Source organism: Bradyrhizobium sp. SZCCHNRI2009 (assembly GCF_032485115.1).
In the GTDB taxonomy this organism is placed as follows: domain Bacteria; phylum Pseudomonadota; class Alphaproteobacteria; order Rhizobiales; family Xanthobacteraceae; genus Bradyrhizobium.
Map to the genome: position 1 here is coordinate 460,254 of NZ_JAUEUH010000002.1, position 14,289 is coordinate 474,542.

Below are 14,289 nucleotides of genomic sequence, written 5' to 3' on the forward strand. Positions count from 1 at the left end.
ACAGGCAATCATGATTCACGCCAGAGTCCCGCGTTAACTTATGAGCTGATGAATCGCCGGTGTTGCTGCGCAGCCGCTGTGAAATCAGGGCGCAACACAGGTTTTCCGTATTTGCTCCGTATTTGTCCGGAGCGACTACTTCTTCGCCCCGATCTTGCTCTCGGTGCCCAACTGCAATCGCTTGATGTTTTCGCGATGCATGTAAATGAGCAACAGTGTGAGCAGGGCGAACAGGGCCGCCAGCGCGGTGTGGCCGAATGCCCACAACACGATGGGTGTCAGCACGCTGGCGACGAGTGCCGCGAGTGATGAGTAGCGGAGCGCGAATGCGGTGGCGAGCCAGACCAGGCAGAAGAAGATCGCGCCCGGCCAGAACAGACCGATCAAAATACCGATGTAAACGGCGACACCTTTGCCGCCGCGGAACTTCAGCCACACCGGGAACAAGTGACCGAGGAAGGCGCCGAGGCCCGCGATCATCGCGGCATTCGGGCCGCCGAGATAGCCCGAGATGATGACCGCCGCCGTACCCTTCAGCGCGTCGCCGAGCAGGGTTGCTGCCGCGAGCCCCTTGCGTCCGGTGCGCAGCACGTTGGTGGCGCCGATATTGCCGGAGCCGATGCTGCGCAGATCCTGCGTGCCGGCCAGCTTGGTCAGGATCAGGCCGAACGGGATCGACCCCAGGAGATAGCCGATGATGAGAGCGACCGGCAGGAAGGCTTCGGAACCCATCACACCACTCCTTCCAAGCTTCGCCTTGCGTCAGACATGTTCGAACACGGTGCGGCCGCCGACGATGGTGCGGACCACGCGGCCGGTGAAGCGGGCTTCGTCGAACGGCGTGTTCTTGCACAGCGATTTGAGGTCGGCCGGATCGAGGATCCAGGGCACGTCCGGATCGATCACGATGATGTCGGCCGGCGCGCCTGCCCGCAAGCTGCCGCCGGGCAGGCCGAGCAGCTCGGCGGGCCGCGTCGACATGGCGCGGATCAGGGTGGTCCAGCTCAGCTCGCCATTGTGCACGAGCCGCAACGCCGCCGGCAGCATGGTCTCGAGCCCGACCGCGCCGCTCGCAGCCTCCGCGAACGGCAGCCGCTTGACCTCGACGTCCTGCGGCGTGTGGTCCGACATGATGACGTCGATGAGGCCCGAGGCCAGCGCTTCGACCAATGCGCGGCGGTCGGCCTCGGTGCGCAGCGGCGGCGTCAGCTTCAGGAAGGTGCGGTAGGGGCCGATGTCGTTCTCGTTCAGCGTCACGTGGTTGATCGAGACCGACGCGCTCACGGTGAGGCCGGCTTCGCGCGCGCGCCTGAGAATGTCGAGCGAGTCGATCGAGCTCAGCGCGGCCGCGTGGTAGCGGCCCTTGCTGAGCGCCACCAGGCGCATGTCGCGTTCGAGCACGACGGCTTCCGCTGCGGGCGGGATGCCGTAGAGGCCGAGCCGCGAGGCAAACTCGCCTTCGTTCATGACGCCTTCGCCGACGAGATTGGGATCTTCGGTGTGATGCACGATCAGGGCGTCGAAATCCCGCGCATAGGTCAGTGCGCGGCGCATCACCTGCGCGTTCATCACGCTGGTGTGGCCGTTGGAGAAGGCGACGGCGCCGGCGGCGCGCAACAGCCCGATCTCGGTCATCTCCTCGCCGCGCAGGCCCTTGGTCAGCGCCGCCATCGGCTGGATGTTGACGATCGCGGTGTCGCGGGCGCGGCGCAGCACGAAGTCGACGGTCGCCGAATTGTCGATCACCGGCTCGGTGCCGGGCTGGCAGATGATGGTGGTGATGCCGCCGGTGGCGGCGGCCTGGCTGGCGCTGGCGAAGGTCTCGCGATGGCCCAGACCCGGCTCGCCGACGAAGGCGCACATGTCGATCAGGCCGGGGGCCACGATCTTGCCTGCGCAGTTGACGACATCGGTGCCCTCGGGCACGCCCGCGGCGCCGATGCCGCGCTTGAGGTCGCGGATTACGCCGTCGGCGATCAGCACGTCGCCGGGGCCGTCGAAGTCGCGGGAGGGATCGATCACGCGCGCATTGGCAAGCAGGATCGGGCGGCGGTCGGTCAGCATGGCGTTTGGTCCCGACTTCTGTATCACGCGTTGGGCAGGTTGCGGGCCAGAGCCTCGAGCACGGCCATGCGCACGGCCACGCCCATTTCGACCTGCTCCCGGATCAGCGATTGCGCGCCGTCGGCGACGATGGATTCGATCTCGACGCCGCGGTTCATCGGTCCCGGATGCATGACCAGCGCGTCCGGCTTGGCGTAGGCGAGCTTCTTCTGGTCGAGCCCGAAATACTGGAAATATTCCGACGAGGACGGCACGAACGAGCCGTTCATGCGCTCGCGCTGCAGCCGCAGCATCATGACGATGTCGGCGCCGTTGAGCCCTTCGCGCATGTCGCGCGCGACCTCGACGCCCATGCGCTCGATGCCCGGCGGCAGCAAAGTGGAGGGCGCGACGATGCGGACGCGGGCGCCCATGGTGTTGAGCAAGAGGATGTTGGAGCGCGCGACGCGCGAGTGCAGCACGTCGCCGCAGATCGCGATGACCAGCCCCTCGATGCGGCCCTTGTTGCGGCGGATGGTCAGCGCATCGAGCAGCGCCTGGGTCGGATGCTCATGCGCGCCGTCACCGGCATTGATCACGGAGCCGTCGACCTTGCGCGCCAGCAGCTCCACCGCGCCGGAGGCGTGGTGACGGACGACCAGGATGTCCGGATGCATCGCGTTCAGGGTGACCGCGGTGTCCATCAGGGTCTCGCCCTTGCGCATGGACGAGGACGACACCGACATGTTCATGACGTCGGCGCCGAGCCGCTTGCCAGCGATCTCGAACGACGACTGGGTCCGCGTCGAGGCCTCGAAGAACAGGTTGACCTGGGTGCGGCCGCGCAGCACGGTGCGCTTCTTGTCGACCTGACGATTCAGTTCGACATACTCCTCGGACAGATCGAGGAGGCCGGTGATGTCGTGGGCGGAAAGGCCCTCGATTCCCAGCAAATGCCGGTGCCCGAGGACGAAAGTCGATTTCGGAGAGGTTGCCATTAAAGCCAGAGCTATAGGCGCGGTTTCCATGGGGGGCAAGGCCGAAAGCCGGGGTTCCGAGTTTTCCCCCGTTCCGTCTTCCGAGCCTCTCGGGGGGCTCCAAACCGGGGACTGGCGGGCCATCGCCGGAAGAGGTCCGCTCCGATACGCCCTGATCCTGCTGGCGGCGATCGTGCCGGCCGGCGCGGCCGCGTTGCCGTTCGATTTCGTCTATCTCCGCGACATCGACCCGACGATCCTCCAGGACATCCGTTATGCCGGCAGCAACAATTTCGTCGGCCGACCCTTGCCGGGCTACGAGGCGGCCGAATGCGTCGTGACGCGTGACGTGGCGCGGCGGCTGCAGGCGGCTCAGGCCGAGCTGCGGCCGCGCGGCCTGTCGCTGAAGATGCTCGACTGCTACCGGCCGGTGCGTGCGGTCGCAGAGATGCTGGCCTGGTCGCAGGACGGCGTCGAGACCACGGCCGGCCGCCGCTACAGTCCGCGCATTGCCAAGCAGGACCTGTTCCGTCTCGGCTACATCGCCGTGCGTTCGAGCCATTCGACCGGTGCGGCGCTCGATCTCACGCTGGTCGAGCTCGCGGCCGACAATTCCGCGGCGTTCGACCCGGCCAAGGACTACGCGGACTGCACCGCGCCCGCAGCGCTACGCGCGCCCGAGGGCGGCGTCGACATGGGAACCGGCTACGATTGTTCCGACGTGAAGGCGCATACCGCCGCGCAGAACCTGACACCGGAGCAGCGCCGCTGGCGCAACGAACTGGTCGCGGTGATGGCGCGGCAAGGTTTTGTGAACTATGCCAAGGAGTGGTGGCACTTTTCGCTGCCGGGCGCTGGCGCGACGACTTATGTTTTTCCCATTCGGCCGCGCCGATGATCGATCTCTGTAGGGCACGGCCATGAGGCAGTCTTCCTTCGCGACCCATGAGGTCTTCAACCAGTCGCCGCCATTCGAGGACGTCAATCTGTTCACGGCCGACCGGCCGTTGATGGATGCCTTGAAGGCCAATGATGGTGCCGGAGCCGGGCAGGAGCTGTCTGCATTCGGTGCGCTCTGGGGCTCAGCTGCGATGGCCGAGCAGGGCCGGCTCGCCAACGAGAACACGCCGAAGCTGCGCAGCTTCGACGCCAAGGGCTTTCGGCGAGACGTCGTCGAATTTCATCCGGCCTACCATGCGATGATGACGCGCTCGGCCGCAGCCGGCCTGCACAATTCGACATGGACGGCAGAAGGCCAGCCCGTCGGCGGCTGCTCGGAGGTGGTGCGCGCCGCGAAGTTCTATATCGCCTCGCAGGTCGAGAGCGGCCATCTCTGCCCGATCACCATGACGCGGGCCTCGGTGGCGGCGCTGGCCGCCCAGCCTGATCTGCTGGCAAGAGCGATGCCGGTCATCGCGACCGATGACTACGATCCGGCGTTTGCGCCGTGGTGGCAAAAACGCGGCATGACACTCGGCATGGGCATGACCGAGAAGCAGGGCGGGACCGACGTGCGCGCCAACCTGACGCGCGCTGAGCGTACGACCGATGGCTATCGCATCACGGGGCATAAATGGTTCATGTCGGCGCCGATGTGCGACGCCTTCCTGGTGCTGGCGCAGGCCGATGCCGGCCTGACCTGCTTCTTCATGCCGCGCTTCAAGCCGGATGGCTCGGTGAACGCGATCCAGTTCCAGCGCTTGAAGGACAAGCTCGGCAACCGCTCCAATGCCTCGTCGGAGGTGGAGTTCGTCGGCGCCTATGCCGAGCGGGTCGGCGACGAGGGCAGGGGCATCAGCACCATCATCCAGATGGTGCAACTGACGCGGCAGGATTGCGCGATCTCGTCTGCCGGCCTGATGCGCTCGGGGCTCGCGCACGCGCTGCATCATGCGCGCCATCGCAGCGTGTTCCAGAAGCATCTCGCCGACCAGCCGCTGATGCAGGCGGTGCTCGCCGACATGGCTCTCCATGTCGAGGCGACGGTGGCGCTGGTGATGCGGCTGTGTCAGGCGTTCGATCGCGCGCCTCTGTCGCCGCGGGAGGCGAACTACGTGCGGCTGCTGACACCGGCGATCAAATACTGGGTCTGCAAGAGCGCGCCGCCGTTCCTGTATGAGGCGATGGAATGCCTGGGCGGCAACGGCTATGTCGAGGACGGCATCCTCGCCCGCCATTTCCGGGAGTCGCCGGTCAATGCGATCTGGGAAGGCTCGGGCAACGTCATGTGCCTGGACGTGCTGCGGGCGCTGGCGCGCGAGGCGGAAGCGGCCGCGCACGTCCTGATGCATCTCAAAGCAGAGACCAGCGGGTTGCCCGGCGCGGCGGAGGCGCTCGCTTTCATCGAGACGAGCTTCCGCCGGCCGGATTCCGAGCGCGTCGCGCGCCTCGCAGTCGAGAAGTTGGCGCTGCTCGCAGCCGCCGCCGCGCTCAACCTCGTTATGCCCGCTCATGCGGAGCTTTTCGCCGCTACGCGGCTCGCCAATGTTCACCCGAGCATGTATGGCGCGGTCGATCTCGATCGCTCAGACATCCGTAGCTTGCTGGAGCGCGCGCTGCCTTGACCGACACTCCCGAAGCCGCCGTGATGGATTCGCTCGATCCGGGCAACCCGCCGCAGCAGGTCGTTCCGGCGCATCATCAGCCGCGCACGCTCGGCTTCTGGCGCACCTTGCTGTGGGGCCTCCTCATCATCGTCGTGTTCTTCATCGGCCAGCTGACTCCGATCGTCTATTTCCTGCTGCGCCATGAGGGTCCAATCGACAGCATGGCCGCGTTTCAGTTGGCCATGATCCAGATCGCGAGCCGGTCGCTCACGGTCTCGCTGTCGGCGATCATGGGCGTCCCGGCCATTTTGATCCCGATCTATTTTGCCGTCCGCCACACCCGCATGTCGTTCGTCGACTATCTCGGCCTGCGCTGGACCGGCTGGAAAAATTTCGTCTTTGGCGTTGTCGGGATGGTCGTGATCCTGGGATGCTGGGAGCTGGCGGCACAGCTGACGGGACGCGAAGAGAAGTCGGCGAGCTTCATGGTGGACATCATGAAGACCGCCAGAGGCGACGGCGTGGTCTGGCTGATGGTCATCGCCTTCTGCGTCGCCGCACCGGTGTCGGAAGAGCTGATGGCGCGCGGCTTTCTCTACCGCGGCTGGTCGGACTCCTTCCTGCGCGTGCCCGGCGCCATCGTGCTGTCGTCCTTGCTGTGGACCGTGCTGCATCTGCAGTACGACTGGTTCGCCCTGATCAACGTGTTTTCCCTCGGCGTGTGGTTCGGCTATCTGCGCTCTCGAACCCACTCCACCTATCTGACCATGGTGCTGCACGGCCTCAACAACCTCGCCGCCACGGTGCAGACCATGTGGCTGGCCAGCGGTTCTTCCTGAACGGACGCGTTCAGCTCGCCCAGGCGATCGCGAGCGGCATGGTCAGCGCCGCCAGCACCGTTTGCAGCGAGATGATCTGCGCCAGCAGCGGCGCGTCGCCGCCCATCTGCTTGGCCAGCACATAGGCGCTCGGCGAGGTCGGCACCGCCGCGCAGATCGCGACGACGACGAGGCTCGGGCCGGTGACGCCGAACCATCCGGCGAGCCCGATCGCGAGGAGGGGCATCAAGACCAGCTTGAGCACGACGCCGAGCGCAGCGGCCGGGCCAGCGCGGCGCAAGCCTTCGAAGTGCAGGCCGGCGCCGGTCACCAGCAGGCCGATCGGCAGCGAGGCCTGTCCGAGCGCATCGGCGGCATCGTGCCAGAGCTTTGGCAGCGGCATATGCGCCACGTTCAGCGCGAGCCCGGCGATGCAGGCCCAGATCAGCGGATTGCGCACGATGGTGGCAAGGATCTCACGCATCGAGCGGCGGGTCGGCGAGGCGTAGTGGGCGAGCACGGCGACGCTGAACACGTTGACCATTGGGATGATCGCGATCATCGCCACCGACGCCGCCGCAAGCCCGGACGCGCCGAACAGGCTGCCGGCGACGCTGAGCGCGACGTAGGTCTGCCAGCGGGTTGCCCCTTGGAAGATCGAGGTGAAGGCCGGACCATCGATGCCGGAGCGGGTGAGCAGCGGCCGCAGCACGAGGCACAGCGCCGACATCGCCAGCATCGCCAGGAACAAGGCGCCGCCGATGCCGGCGACCGGCACCTTGCCGAGATCGGCCTTCACCAGGCTCTGCATCAGCAGCGCCGGAAACAGCACATAATAAGTCAGCCGCTCGAGCCCGTGCCATTGCGTATCCAGCCGGATCAGGCTGCGCCGCAGGCCGAAGCCGACCACGATCAGCAGGAATACCGGCGCGAGCGCCGCGGCGACGGGGCTCATGGGCTAGCGACCGGACTGGCGCAAGGTCGCAAGCCGATCGAGCGCTCCCTGCAGGATGAAGATCGCCGCATGCGTGTCGATCACCTCGGCGCGCCTGGCGCGGCTGACATCCATGCCGATCAGCTCGCGCTCGACCGCCGCCGTCGACAGCCGCTCGTCCCACAGGCCGATCGGCAGGTCGGTGAGGCCGGCGAGATTGCGCGCGAACGCCCTGGTCGACTGCGCCCGCGGCCCCTCGCTGCCATCCATGTTGATGGGCAGGCCCAGCACCAAGCCGATCACCTTGCGCTCGGTGCAAATCGCCAGCAGTCGCGCCGCGTCGGCCTTGAAGGCCTTGCGCTGGATCGTCTCGACGCCGGTGGCGAGCCGCCGGTCCGGATCGGACACGGCGACGCCGATGGTCTTGGTGCCGAGATCGAGGCCGACGAGCGCGCCGCGCTCGGGCCAGCGGCCGGCGGCTTCGATGAGGGGGAGGATGGGGGCGGGCATGGCAATGCGCTTAACACGCAGGTGCGTGGCGGGCCAGCAGGTGAGGGCGTGCATCGCTTCGCCGCCCCGATGAAGCTCGCGCACGCGAGTCGACCGGCTCAGATGTCGAGCGTTGCAGTCTTTCCCGGATGCGCCGGCTTTGGATCATCAAGCGAAGCTGGTGGAGCGCGAGAGCTTGTTCCAGGCACTCACTTCGGCTTTCATGCCCTCGATCTTCTGCTCGACCAGGGCCAGCGCGTCCTCACCGAGGAACAGCCGCACAGGCGGTTTTTTGGCTTCCACGAGGGCAAGCAATGCCTGTGCGGCCTTCGCGGGATCGCCGGGTTGGTTTCCGCTCTTGGCCAATCGGGCGGCGCGAATCGGATCCATGACGGCGTCGTAGTCCGAGATGCTGCGCGGCGTGCGATCCATGGACCGTCCTGCCCAATCGGTACGAAACTGACCGGGCGCAAGTGCAATGACGCGGATGCCGAAGGGGGCCACTTCCTTGCCGAGCGACTCCGAGATGCCCTCCAGCGCGAACTTGCTGCCGCAATAGAAGCTGATCCCGGGCATGGTGATGAAGCCGCCCATGGATGTCACATTGACGATATGGCCGCGCCGCCTCGCGCGCATCCCCGGCAACACGGCCTTCATCATCGCGACAGGGCCGAACACGTTGGCGGCGAACTGCCGCTGCAGATCGTCGAGCGAGGACTCCTCCAGCGTGCCCTCGTGACCGTAGCCGGCATTGTTCACCAGGACGTCGATCGCGCCAATCTGCTTCTCGGCCTCTGCCACAGCAGCCGGGATTGCATCGAAATCGGTAACATCGATCACGAGAGGATGAGCCTTGCCCGCTGCAAGCGCGGCAAAAGCCTCGGCATCCCCGATCCTTCGCACGGTCCCGATCACCCGATGGCCGGCGGCCAGCGCGCCCTTTGCGAACGCTCGGCCCAAGCCCGAACTGACGCCAGTGACGAGGAAAATCTTCGATTCGGCAGCCGCCATCGTACAACTCCGCATGACAAGGTTATCTATATCATGATATAGATATTGCATGGCACCTCGCAAGACCGAACATTCATCCATTGGCATGAGAGGCGAGCCGCTTCGTCGGCACGTCCTCGATGCGGCAGAGCGGCTTCTCCGTCAGGGCAGGGCCGATTTCTCGATGCGAGACCTTGCCGCTGAGGCGGGGGTCAGCTTCGCGACGCCGTTCAATCAGTTTGGCAACAAGGCGGCGATCATGCAGGCTCTCTCCATACGTCGGATCGACACCATGGAGACGCGGTACACCGCCGCGCCACCATCGAGAGATGCGAAGACACGCGTGCTATTGGCTATTGATACGGCGGTGGCGGTGATGTTGGAGAATCCAGACGTGAACCGGACCGTGATGGGATGGCTGGGTGCCGCCCAGGCTTCGCCCGGTCAGACGTTTTCCCGATCCACTGCCTTCTGGGCACTGGCCTTGGGAAAGGGAGAGGGACTGACGGCCAGCCGGCGAGAACAAGCGCTGCGCTGCCTTCCAGAGCAACTCGCCTTCAGTTTCCGCGGCGTGTTGTCCTTCTGGACTGCGGGCGAATTGTCGGACGCGGCGCTCGCCCCGCGTGCGCGAGACATGGCGAGTGCCTTGTTGCTCGCCTACCTCCATTAACGTCCGATAGGGGCGGCTTGATCGACTGACCGACCGATCCCAGGTCTGTGTCGGCCGGCTCCAGGCGCGCCTGTGGCGGACTCCTTGTCCAAGGCTTGCTTTCGCAGGACGATTCCAGACTCCTCGTGAGGACGCGGCGCTCCCGGGATGCCCTCACGAGGAGATCGGCGGAGCTTAACGGATCGCGATCGGGTTGATCATGCCCTGGACGCCGCCGCGCCAGCGCGGCTGACCCAGCACGAACAGGAACTCGTAGCCCTTGTCCTTGGCGAGGTCGGCCGTGTTCATGTTCTCCAGGATGTAGGTCCCGTTCATGGCGAGCAGGATCTGGTGCACCTCGAACAGGTTCGGCGACTCGAACGGGATCGCCTCCACCGCCCAGTTGTCGGCCCCGACCGCGACCACGCCCTTCGAGGTCAGGTATTTGGCGCCCTCGACGCCGAGACCGGGCTCGCCGGCGCCGTAACGCTTATCGTCCTTGCCGATCAAACCAAGCCAGCCGGTGTGGAAGATCACGATATCGCCCTGGCGGATCTCGACGCCCTGCTTCTTGGCAGCGTCCTCGATCTCCTTGACGTTGAACGCGGTGCCTTCCTTGACCACGTCGGTGTTGTAATAAGCCGCCATGTCGAGCAGCACGCCGCGCGCCACCAATGGCGGCACCTTCTCGATGCCGAGCTTCTTCAGGCCGGTCGGATCGGCGAAGTCGAGCAGCTTGTTGCCGTTGTAATAGACGTGCTCGATGCCGAGATGGCCGAGCCCGTCGATCTGGCTGCCGACGCCGACCCAGCCTTCGACGATGTCGTCATTGTAGGTCGCCTTGTTCGGGCCGAGGCCGGGAATTCCGGCCTGGCCCGGCTGCACCACGGTGATCTTGAACGAACGCGGCGGATAGGCCGGCGTCTTGGAATCGACGATCATGCCGAGCGGGTAGGTCTTGCCGGTCTTCACCAGCGAGGCGGCTTTGACCACGAGCTCCGGCGTGATGTAGTTGGCCGCGCCGATCTCGTCCTGTGGGCCCCATTTCGATTTCGTCCAATCCGGGGTCTTGTCCTGGGCATTCGCCGTCCCGATCGCACCCATCATGGCAATCGAGCAGCACAACACGAACGCGTTGCGCATCGCATTTCCTCCGACATGTTGACGTTTGTTCGTTTCGCGCTGGCCAGCGCTGCATCCTAACGTAGTAAAGGATGGCCAGACAAAGCTATTTCGCGCGCGTGCGCTGCACAGCGCCCGAAAGTCGCATCGGTCGAAATGGCTGTTTTTCCCTGCGCGAAAACGTCATTTCGCGCAATGGAATGCGCCGTTCGCTGGCGATGCTCAGCACAATCTTTGAATGAATCGCGTCAGGCTGCGATGTCGTGGTCCCGGCCGGCGAGTCCGGCCATGAAGGCCGAGAGGCCGCTGCTGCGATGCGCCGCGCGGCGGTGGATGAACAGGGTTTCGACGCGTCCATGACTTGGATCGAGCGTGTGCAGGCTGACGCTGCCGATCATCTCGTTTCGCGTCACCACAGCGCGTGGCAGCAGCGCGACGCCCATGCCAGCGGCGACGCAGCCGATCATGCCGTCGAGCGTACCGAGCTCGATGCGCGCGGCCGCGGGCCAGCCGAAATCGTTGAAGACCTGCTCCAGCCGCTGCCGGTAGGTGCAGCCGGCCCTGAACACCAGCGCCGTCGGGCCGGAGGCAGCCGTGGCCGCACGCAAGGCTGACAGGCTTTCAAAGCGCCGGGCCGTCACCAGCACCAGCTCTTCCTCGAAGGCGATGATACCCGAGAGCTCGGGATGTTCGATCGGGCCGGCCACGAAAGCGCCCTCGAGCGTCCCGTCGAGTACGGCGGCCACGAGCTCGGCAGTTGGCGCCGTGCGCAGACCGAGGGCGACAGCCGGGAAGCGCCGATGAAAATCCGCGAGCAGCGTCGGCAGGCGCACGGCGGCGGTCGTCTCCATCGAGCCGATCGTCAGCGGTCCTCTCGGCTCGCCGTCATCGCGCGCGGCGAGCAGCGCTTCGCGCGACAGCGCCGCCATCCGGTCGGCGTAAGGCAGAAGTCGCAGCCCGGCATGGGTCAGGGTCATGCCGCGGCTGTGCCGCTCGAACAGTGCGGTGCCGATCTCGCCTTCCAGCGCCTTGATCCGCTGGGTCACGTTGGACTGCACCGTGTTGAGGGCCTCAGCAGCGCGGGTGATGCCGCCGCTGCGCGCCACGGCTGCAAAGGTTTCGAGGTCGCTCAGTTCCACGCCGATCTCCGTTTTGAATCTGCGATGGCAGAGTTCTCAAGTATTCATTTTGAGAGAATGCTAGCCGCGCCTAAAGTCGCCGTCCAGAGTTGAGGAGACTTTCATGGCACTGCGGACGGCGTTGACGGAGAAGCTCGGCATCAGCCAGCCGATCCTGCTGGCGCCGATGGATCTGATTGCCGATGCGCGCCTCGTGCGCGCGGTCAGCGACGCCGGGGGATTCGGTATTCTCGGTGGCGGCTATGGCAATCGAACCTGGCTCGCGCAAGAGACCGCACGGCTTGAAGGCCTGCCTGCGCCGTTCGGCATCGGCTTCATCACCTGGTCGCTGGCGAAGCAGCCCGATCTGCTCGACGTGGCGCTCGCCGCCAGGCCCGCGGCGATCATGCTGTCATTCGGCGATCCCGCGCGGTTCGCGCCGGCAATCAAGCGGGCCGGTGCGTTGCTGATCTGCCAGGTGCAGGACGAAGCGATGGCAGAGCAGGCGATCGCGGCGGGTGCCGACATCCTGGTTGCACAAGGAACCGAGGCGGGTGGTCATGGCGCCTCGCGGACCACGCTCGATATCGTGCCGGCGATCGTCGACCTCGCCGCGGGGCGAGTGCCGGTGGCGGCGGCCGGCGGTCTTGCCGATGGCCGCGGCCTTGCGGCGATGCTGATGCTGGGGGCGGAGGGCGTGCTGCTCGGCACGCGCTTCTATGCCAGCCGGGAGGCTGCCGGCGCCGACGAGGCCAAGCGGCGGATCTGCGCGGCAAAATCCGGCGAGACCGTGCGCGGCATCATCTTTGATCTGTCGCGCAACAATGTCTGGCCGGCGCCGTTCACCGGCCGCTGTCTGGTCAACGATCATGCGCGCCGCTGGATGGGGCGCGAGGTCGATCTGCTGCAGCAGGTCGAGAACGTGTCGGCGGACTATGTGAAGGCACGGACCGAAGGCAATTTCGACATCGCCGCCGTCATTGCCGGCGAGGCGGTCGGCCTGATCCATGATATCCCGCCGGCCGCCGAGATCGTCGCGCGCATCGTCGATGAGGCCGAGCAGATCCTGCAAGGGCGGCGCAACTCGTCCGCCGTCTTCGCCAAGCAATAGGAGCAGCCCATGTGGCCCGACCGCCGCTTCCTGGATCTCGTCAAGACCGAGCACCCGATCGTGCTCGCGCCGATGGCCGGCGTGATGGATGCCGATCTCGTCATCGCGGTGGCGCAAGGCGGGGGGCTCGGCTCGCTTCCCTGTGCCATGCTCTCCGCAGACAAGGCGCGCGAGCAGGTCAACATCATCCGCCAGCGCGTGTCGGCGCCGATCAACGTGAACTTCTTCTGCCACACGCCGGTCGAGGCCGATGCGGCACGTGAGGCCGCATGGAAGCAGAGGCTCGGCGCCTATTACCAGGAGTATGGCGTGGATCCGGCGGCTCCGGTTGCGGCCGCCAACCGCGCGCCGTTCGACGCGGCGATGTGCGCGGTCGTCGAGGAGCTTAAGCCGGACATCATCAGCTTCCATTTTGGCCTGCCTGAGCCGGGCCTGCTCGCGCGCGTGAAGGCGACCGGCGCGGTCGTGATGGCGTCCGCAACCGTGGTGCGCGAGGCGGTGTGGCTGGAGCGGAACGGCGCCGACGTCATCATCGCGCAAGGCGCGGAGGCCGGCGGCCATCGCGGCATGTTCCTGACCGACAAGCTCGCCGAGCAGGTCGGCACGTTTGCGCTGGTGCCGCAGATCGTCGATGCGGTGAAGCTGCCGGTGATTGCAGCCGGCGGCATCGCCGATGCGCGCGGCATCGCCGCAGCGTTTGCGCTCGGTGCATCCGGTGTGCAGATCGGCAGCGCGTTTCTGCGCTGCCCCGAGTCCAAGGTCAGCGCGATGGCCCGCGCCGCGCTTGCCGCCGCCGATGGCGAATCCACCGTCATCACCAACGTGATGACCGGCCGGCTCGCCCGCGGCGTCGCCAACCGGGTGATGCGCGAGGTCGGGCCGATCTCGCCGGATGCGCCGGCGTTTCCGCATGCCGCCACCGCGCTCGGTCCGCTCAAGGCCGCCGCGGAGAAGCAGGGAAGGGTCGATTTCACCAATCTCTGGGCCGGGCAGGCGCTGCCGCTCGGGCGCGCGCTACCGGCCGCCGAATTGACGCGGACACTGGCCGAACAGGCCCAGGCGCGCTTGCGGCGGATGGCGGGCTGACGCTGCGGGCAGGGCGCTGCCCCAGAAAGTCCGGAGGCTGCCGGTTGCGGCGCGAAAGCGGGCTCTGCTATAGGGCGGGTTCACCTTGTCCCGTGAGGCCCTATATAATGTCGGTCGATGCCGCCACCGTCCGCCGGATCGCGCAATTGGCGCGGATCGCTGTCACTGACGCCGAGGTCCCGCATCTGCAGGGCGAGCTCAATGCGATGCTTAACTTCGTCGAGCAACTGTCGGAGGTCAATGTCGAGGGCGTCGAGCCGATGACCTCGGTGACACCGATGGCGATGAAGAAGCGCCAGGACGTCGTCACTGACGGCGAGATCGCCGACGACATCGTCAAGAACGCGCCCATGACCGAGAACAACTTCTTTCTCGTGCCGAAGGTCGTGGAATAGCCAGGGCAGGT

General features: G+C 66.2%; 15 protein-coding genes. 7 read left to right on the forward strand and 8 right to left on the reverse strand.

Annotated elements, in window-relative coordinates; genetic code table 11:
- Positions 1-135: 135 nt before the first annotated feature.
- The 3 genes from plsY to QX041_RS09675 are packed head-to-tail and all read right to left on the reverse strand — an operon-like array spanning position 136 to position 3,041.
- Positions 136-732: a glycerol-3-phosphate 1-O-acyltransferase PlsY gene (plsY, locus tag QX041_RS09665; RefSeq protein WP_315711352.1), complete on the reverse strand. Its 597-nt coding sequence runs from the start codon at positions 730-732 to the stop codon at positions 136-138.
- 30 nt (positions 733-762) lie between these two features.
- Positions 763-2,064, reverse strand: coding sequence for a dihydroorotase (locus tag QX041_RS09670; protein ID WP_315711353.1), 1,302 nt, complete (start codon positions 2,062-2,064; stop codon positions 763-765).
- Between the two features lie 23 nt (positions 2,065-2,087).
- Positions 2,088-3,041 carry an aspartate carbamoyltransferase catalytic subunit gene (locus QX041_RS09675; RefSeq protein WP_315740287.1) on the reverse strand — a complete coding sequence of 318 codons (954 nt, stop codon included), beginning with the start codon at positions 3,039-3,041 and terminating at the stop codon, positions 2,088-2,090.
- A 151-nt stretch (positions 3,042-3,192) separates the two neighbouring features.
- Between QX041_RS09675 and QX041_RS09680 the strand changes: the two genes are divergently transcribed.
- Genes QX041_RS09680 through QX041_RS09690 form a run of 3 tightly spaced genes read left to right on the forward strand, consistent with a single transcriptional unit; the run spans position 3,193 to position 6,405 of the window.
- Positions 3,193-3,918, forward strand: coding sequence for a M15 family metallopeptidase (locus QX041_RS09680; RefSeq protein WP_316165441.1), 726 nt, complete (start codon positions 3,193-3,195; stop codon positions 3,916-3,918).
- A gap of 22 nt (positions 3,919-3,940) precedes the next feature.
- Positions 3,941-5,584 (forward strand): acyl-CoA dehydrogenase family protein, encoded by a 1,644-nt coding sequence (locus tag QX041_RS09685; protein WP_316165133.1) that lies wholly within the window; start codon positions 3,941-3,943, stop codon positions 5,582-5,584.
- Entirely contained in the window at positions 5,581-6,405 is an 825-nt protein-coding gene (locus tag QX041_RS09690) for a CPBP family intramembrane glutamic endopeptidase (protein ID WP_316165134.1), read from the forward strand. Before QX041_RS09685 ends, QX041_RS09690 begins: the two co-directional genes overlap by 4 nt.
- Positions 6,406-6,415: 10 nt before the next feature.
- Here the strand turns inward: QX041_RS09690 and QX041_RS09695 are convergent, their stop codons facing one another.
- The 3 genes from QX041_RS09695 to QX041_RS09705 all read right to left on the reverse strand — a co-directional run bounded on the left by QX041_RS09695 (position 6,416) and on the right by QX041_RS09705 (position 8,818).
- Positions 6,416-7,339: an AEC family transporter gene (locus QX041_RS09695; RefSeq protein WP_315752963.1), complete on the reverse strand. Its 924-nt coding sequence runs from the start codon at positions 7,337-7,339 to the stop codon at positions 6,416-6,418.
- Between the two features lie 3 nt (positions 7,340-7,342).
- Positions 7,343-7,828 carry a Holliday junction resolvase RuvX gene (gene ruvX / locus QX041_RS09700; RefSeq protein WP_316165136.1) on the reverse strand — a complete coding sequence of 162 codons (486 nt, stop codon included), beginning with the start codon at positions 7,826-7,828 and terminating at the stop codon, positions 7,343-7,345.
- Between the two features lie 147 nt (positions 7,829-7,975).
- Positions 7,976-8,818 (reverse strand): oxidoreductase, encoded by an 843-nt coding sequence (locus QX041_RS09705; protein ID WP_315827242.1) that lies wholly within the window; start codon positions 8,816-8,818, stop codon positions 7,976-7,978.
- 49 nt (positions 8,819-8,867) lie between these two features.
- Here QX041_RS09705 and QX041_RS09710 point away from each other — a divergent pair, with 49 nt between their 5' ends.
- Positions 8,868-9,467: a TetR/AcrR family transcriptional regulator gene (locus QX041_RS09710; protein WP_315827241.1), complete on the forward strand. Its 600-nt coding sequence runs from the start codon at positions 8,868-8,870 to the stop codon at positions 9,465-9,467.
- Positions 9,468-9,641: 174 nt separating this feature from the next.
- Here QX041_RS09710 and QX041_RS09715 read toward each other — a convergent pair whose 3' ends face one another.
- Positions 9,642-10,589: a cyclase family protein gene (locus QX041_RS09715; protein WP_315827240.1), complete on the reverse strand. Its 948-nt coding sequence runs from the start codon at positions 10,587-10,589 to the stop codon at positions 9,642-9,644.
- Positions 10,590-10,816: 227 nt separating this feature from the next.
- Positions 10,817-11,707: a LysR family transcriptional regulator gene (locus tag QX041_RS09720; protein WP_315827239.1), complete on the reverse strand. Its 891-nt coding sequence runs from the start codon at positions 11,705-11,707 to the stop codon at positions 10,817-10,819.
- A 103-nt stretch (positions 11,708-11,810) separates the two neighbouring features.
- Here QX041_RS09720 and QX041_RS09725 point away from each other — a divergent pair, with 103 nt between their 5' ends.
- From QX041_RS09725 to gatC, 3 genes are all read left to right on the forward strand, one after another.
- Positions 11,811-12,797, forward strand: coding sequence for a nitronate monooxygenase (locus QX041_RS09725; protein ID WP_316165138.1), 987 nt, complete (start codon positions 11,811-11,813; stop codon positions 12,795-12,797).
- A 9-nt stretch (positions 12,798-12,806) separates the two neighbouring features.
- The gene (locus QX041_RS09730; RefSeq protein ID WP_316165139.1) at positions 12,807-13,883 is read left to right on the forward strand and encodes a nitronate monooxygenase; all 1,077 of its coding nucleotides are present in this window, start codon (positions 12,807-12,809) and stop codon (positions 13,881-13,883) included.
- Between the two features lie 107 nt (positions 13,884-13,990).
- Positions 13,991-14,278 (forward strand): Asp-tRNA(Asn)/Glu-tRNA(Gln) amidotransferase subunit GatC, encoded by a 288-nt coding sequence (gene gatC / locus QX041_RS09735; protein ID WP_315711367.1) that lies wholly within the window; start codon positions 13,991-13,993, stop codon positions 14,276-14,278.
- The last annotated feature ends 11 nt before the right edge of the window (positions 14,279-14,289 follow it).

Bases quoted from the DNA above. Each gene is read 5' to 3' on its own strand.
- plsY (WP_315711352.1), bottom strand. From the start codon at position 732: ATGGGTTCCGAAGCCTTCCTGCCGGTCGCTCTCATCATCGGCTATCTC.
- QX041_RS09670 (WP_315711353.1), bottom strand. From the start codon at position 2,064: ATGCTGACCGACCGCCGCCCGATCCTGCTTGCCAATGCGCGCGTGATC.
- QX041_RS09675 (WP_315740287.1), bottom strand. From the start codon at position 3,041: ATGGCAACCTCTCCGAAATCGACTTTCGTCCTCGGGCACCGGCATTTG.
- QX041_RS09685 (WP_316165133.1), top strand. From the start codon at position 3,941: ATGAGGCAGTCTTCCTTCGCGACCCATGAGGTCTTCAACCAGTCGCCG.
- QX041_RS09695 (WP_315752963.1), bottom strand. From the start codon at position 7,339: ATGAGCCCCGTCGCCGCGGCGCTCGCGCCGGTATTCCTGCTGATCGTG.
- ruvX (WP_316165136.1), bottom strand. From the start codon at position 7,828: ATGCCCGCCCCCATCCTCCCCCTCATCGAAGCCGCCGGCCGCTGGCCC.
- QX041_RS09705 (WP_315827242.1), bottom strand. From the start codon at position 8,818: ATGGCGGCTGCCGAATCGAAGATTTTCCTCGTCACTGGCGTCAGTTCG.
- QX041_RS09710 (WP_315827241.1), top strand. From the start codon at position 8,868: ATGGCACCTCGCAAGACCGAACATTCATCCATTGGCATGAGAGGCGAG.
- QX041_RS09715 (WP_315827240.1), bottom strand. From the start codon at position 10,589: ATGCGCAACGCGTTCGTGTTGTGCTGCTCGATTGCCATGATGGGTGCG.
- QX041_RS09725 (WP_316165138.1), top strand. From the start codon at position 11,811: ATGGCACTGCGGACGGCGTTGACGGAGAAGCTCGGCATCAGCCAGCCG.
- QX041_RS09730 (WP_316165139.1), top strand. From the start codon at position 12,807: ATGTGGCCCGACCGCCGCTTCCTGGATCTCGTCAAGACCGAGCACCCG.
- gatC (WP_315711367.1), top strand. From the start codon at position 13,991: ATGTCGGTCGATGCCGCCACCGTCCGCCGGATCGCGCAATTGGCGCGG.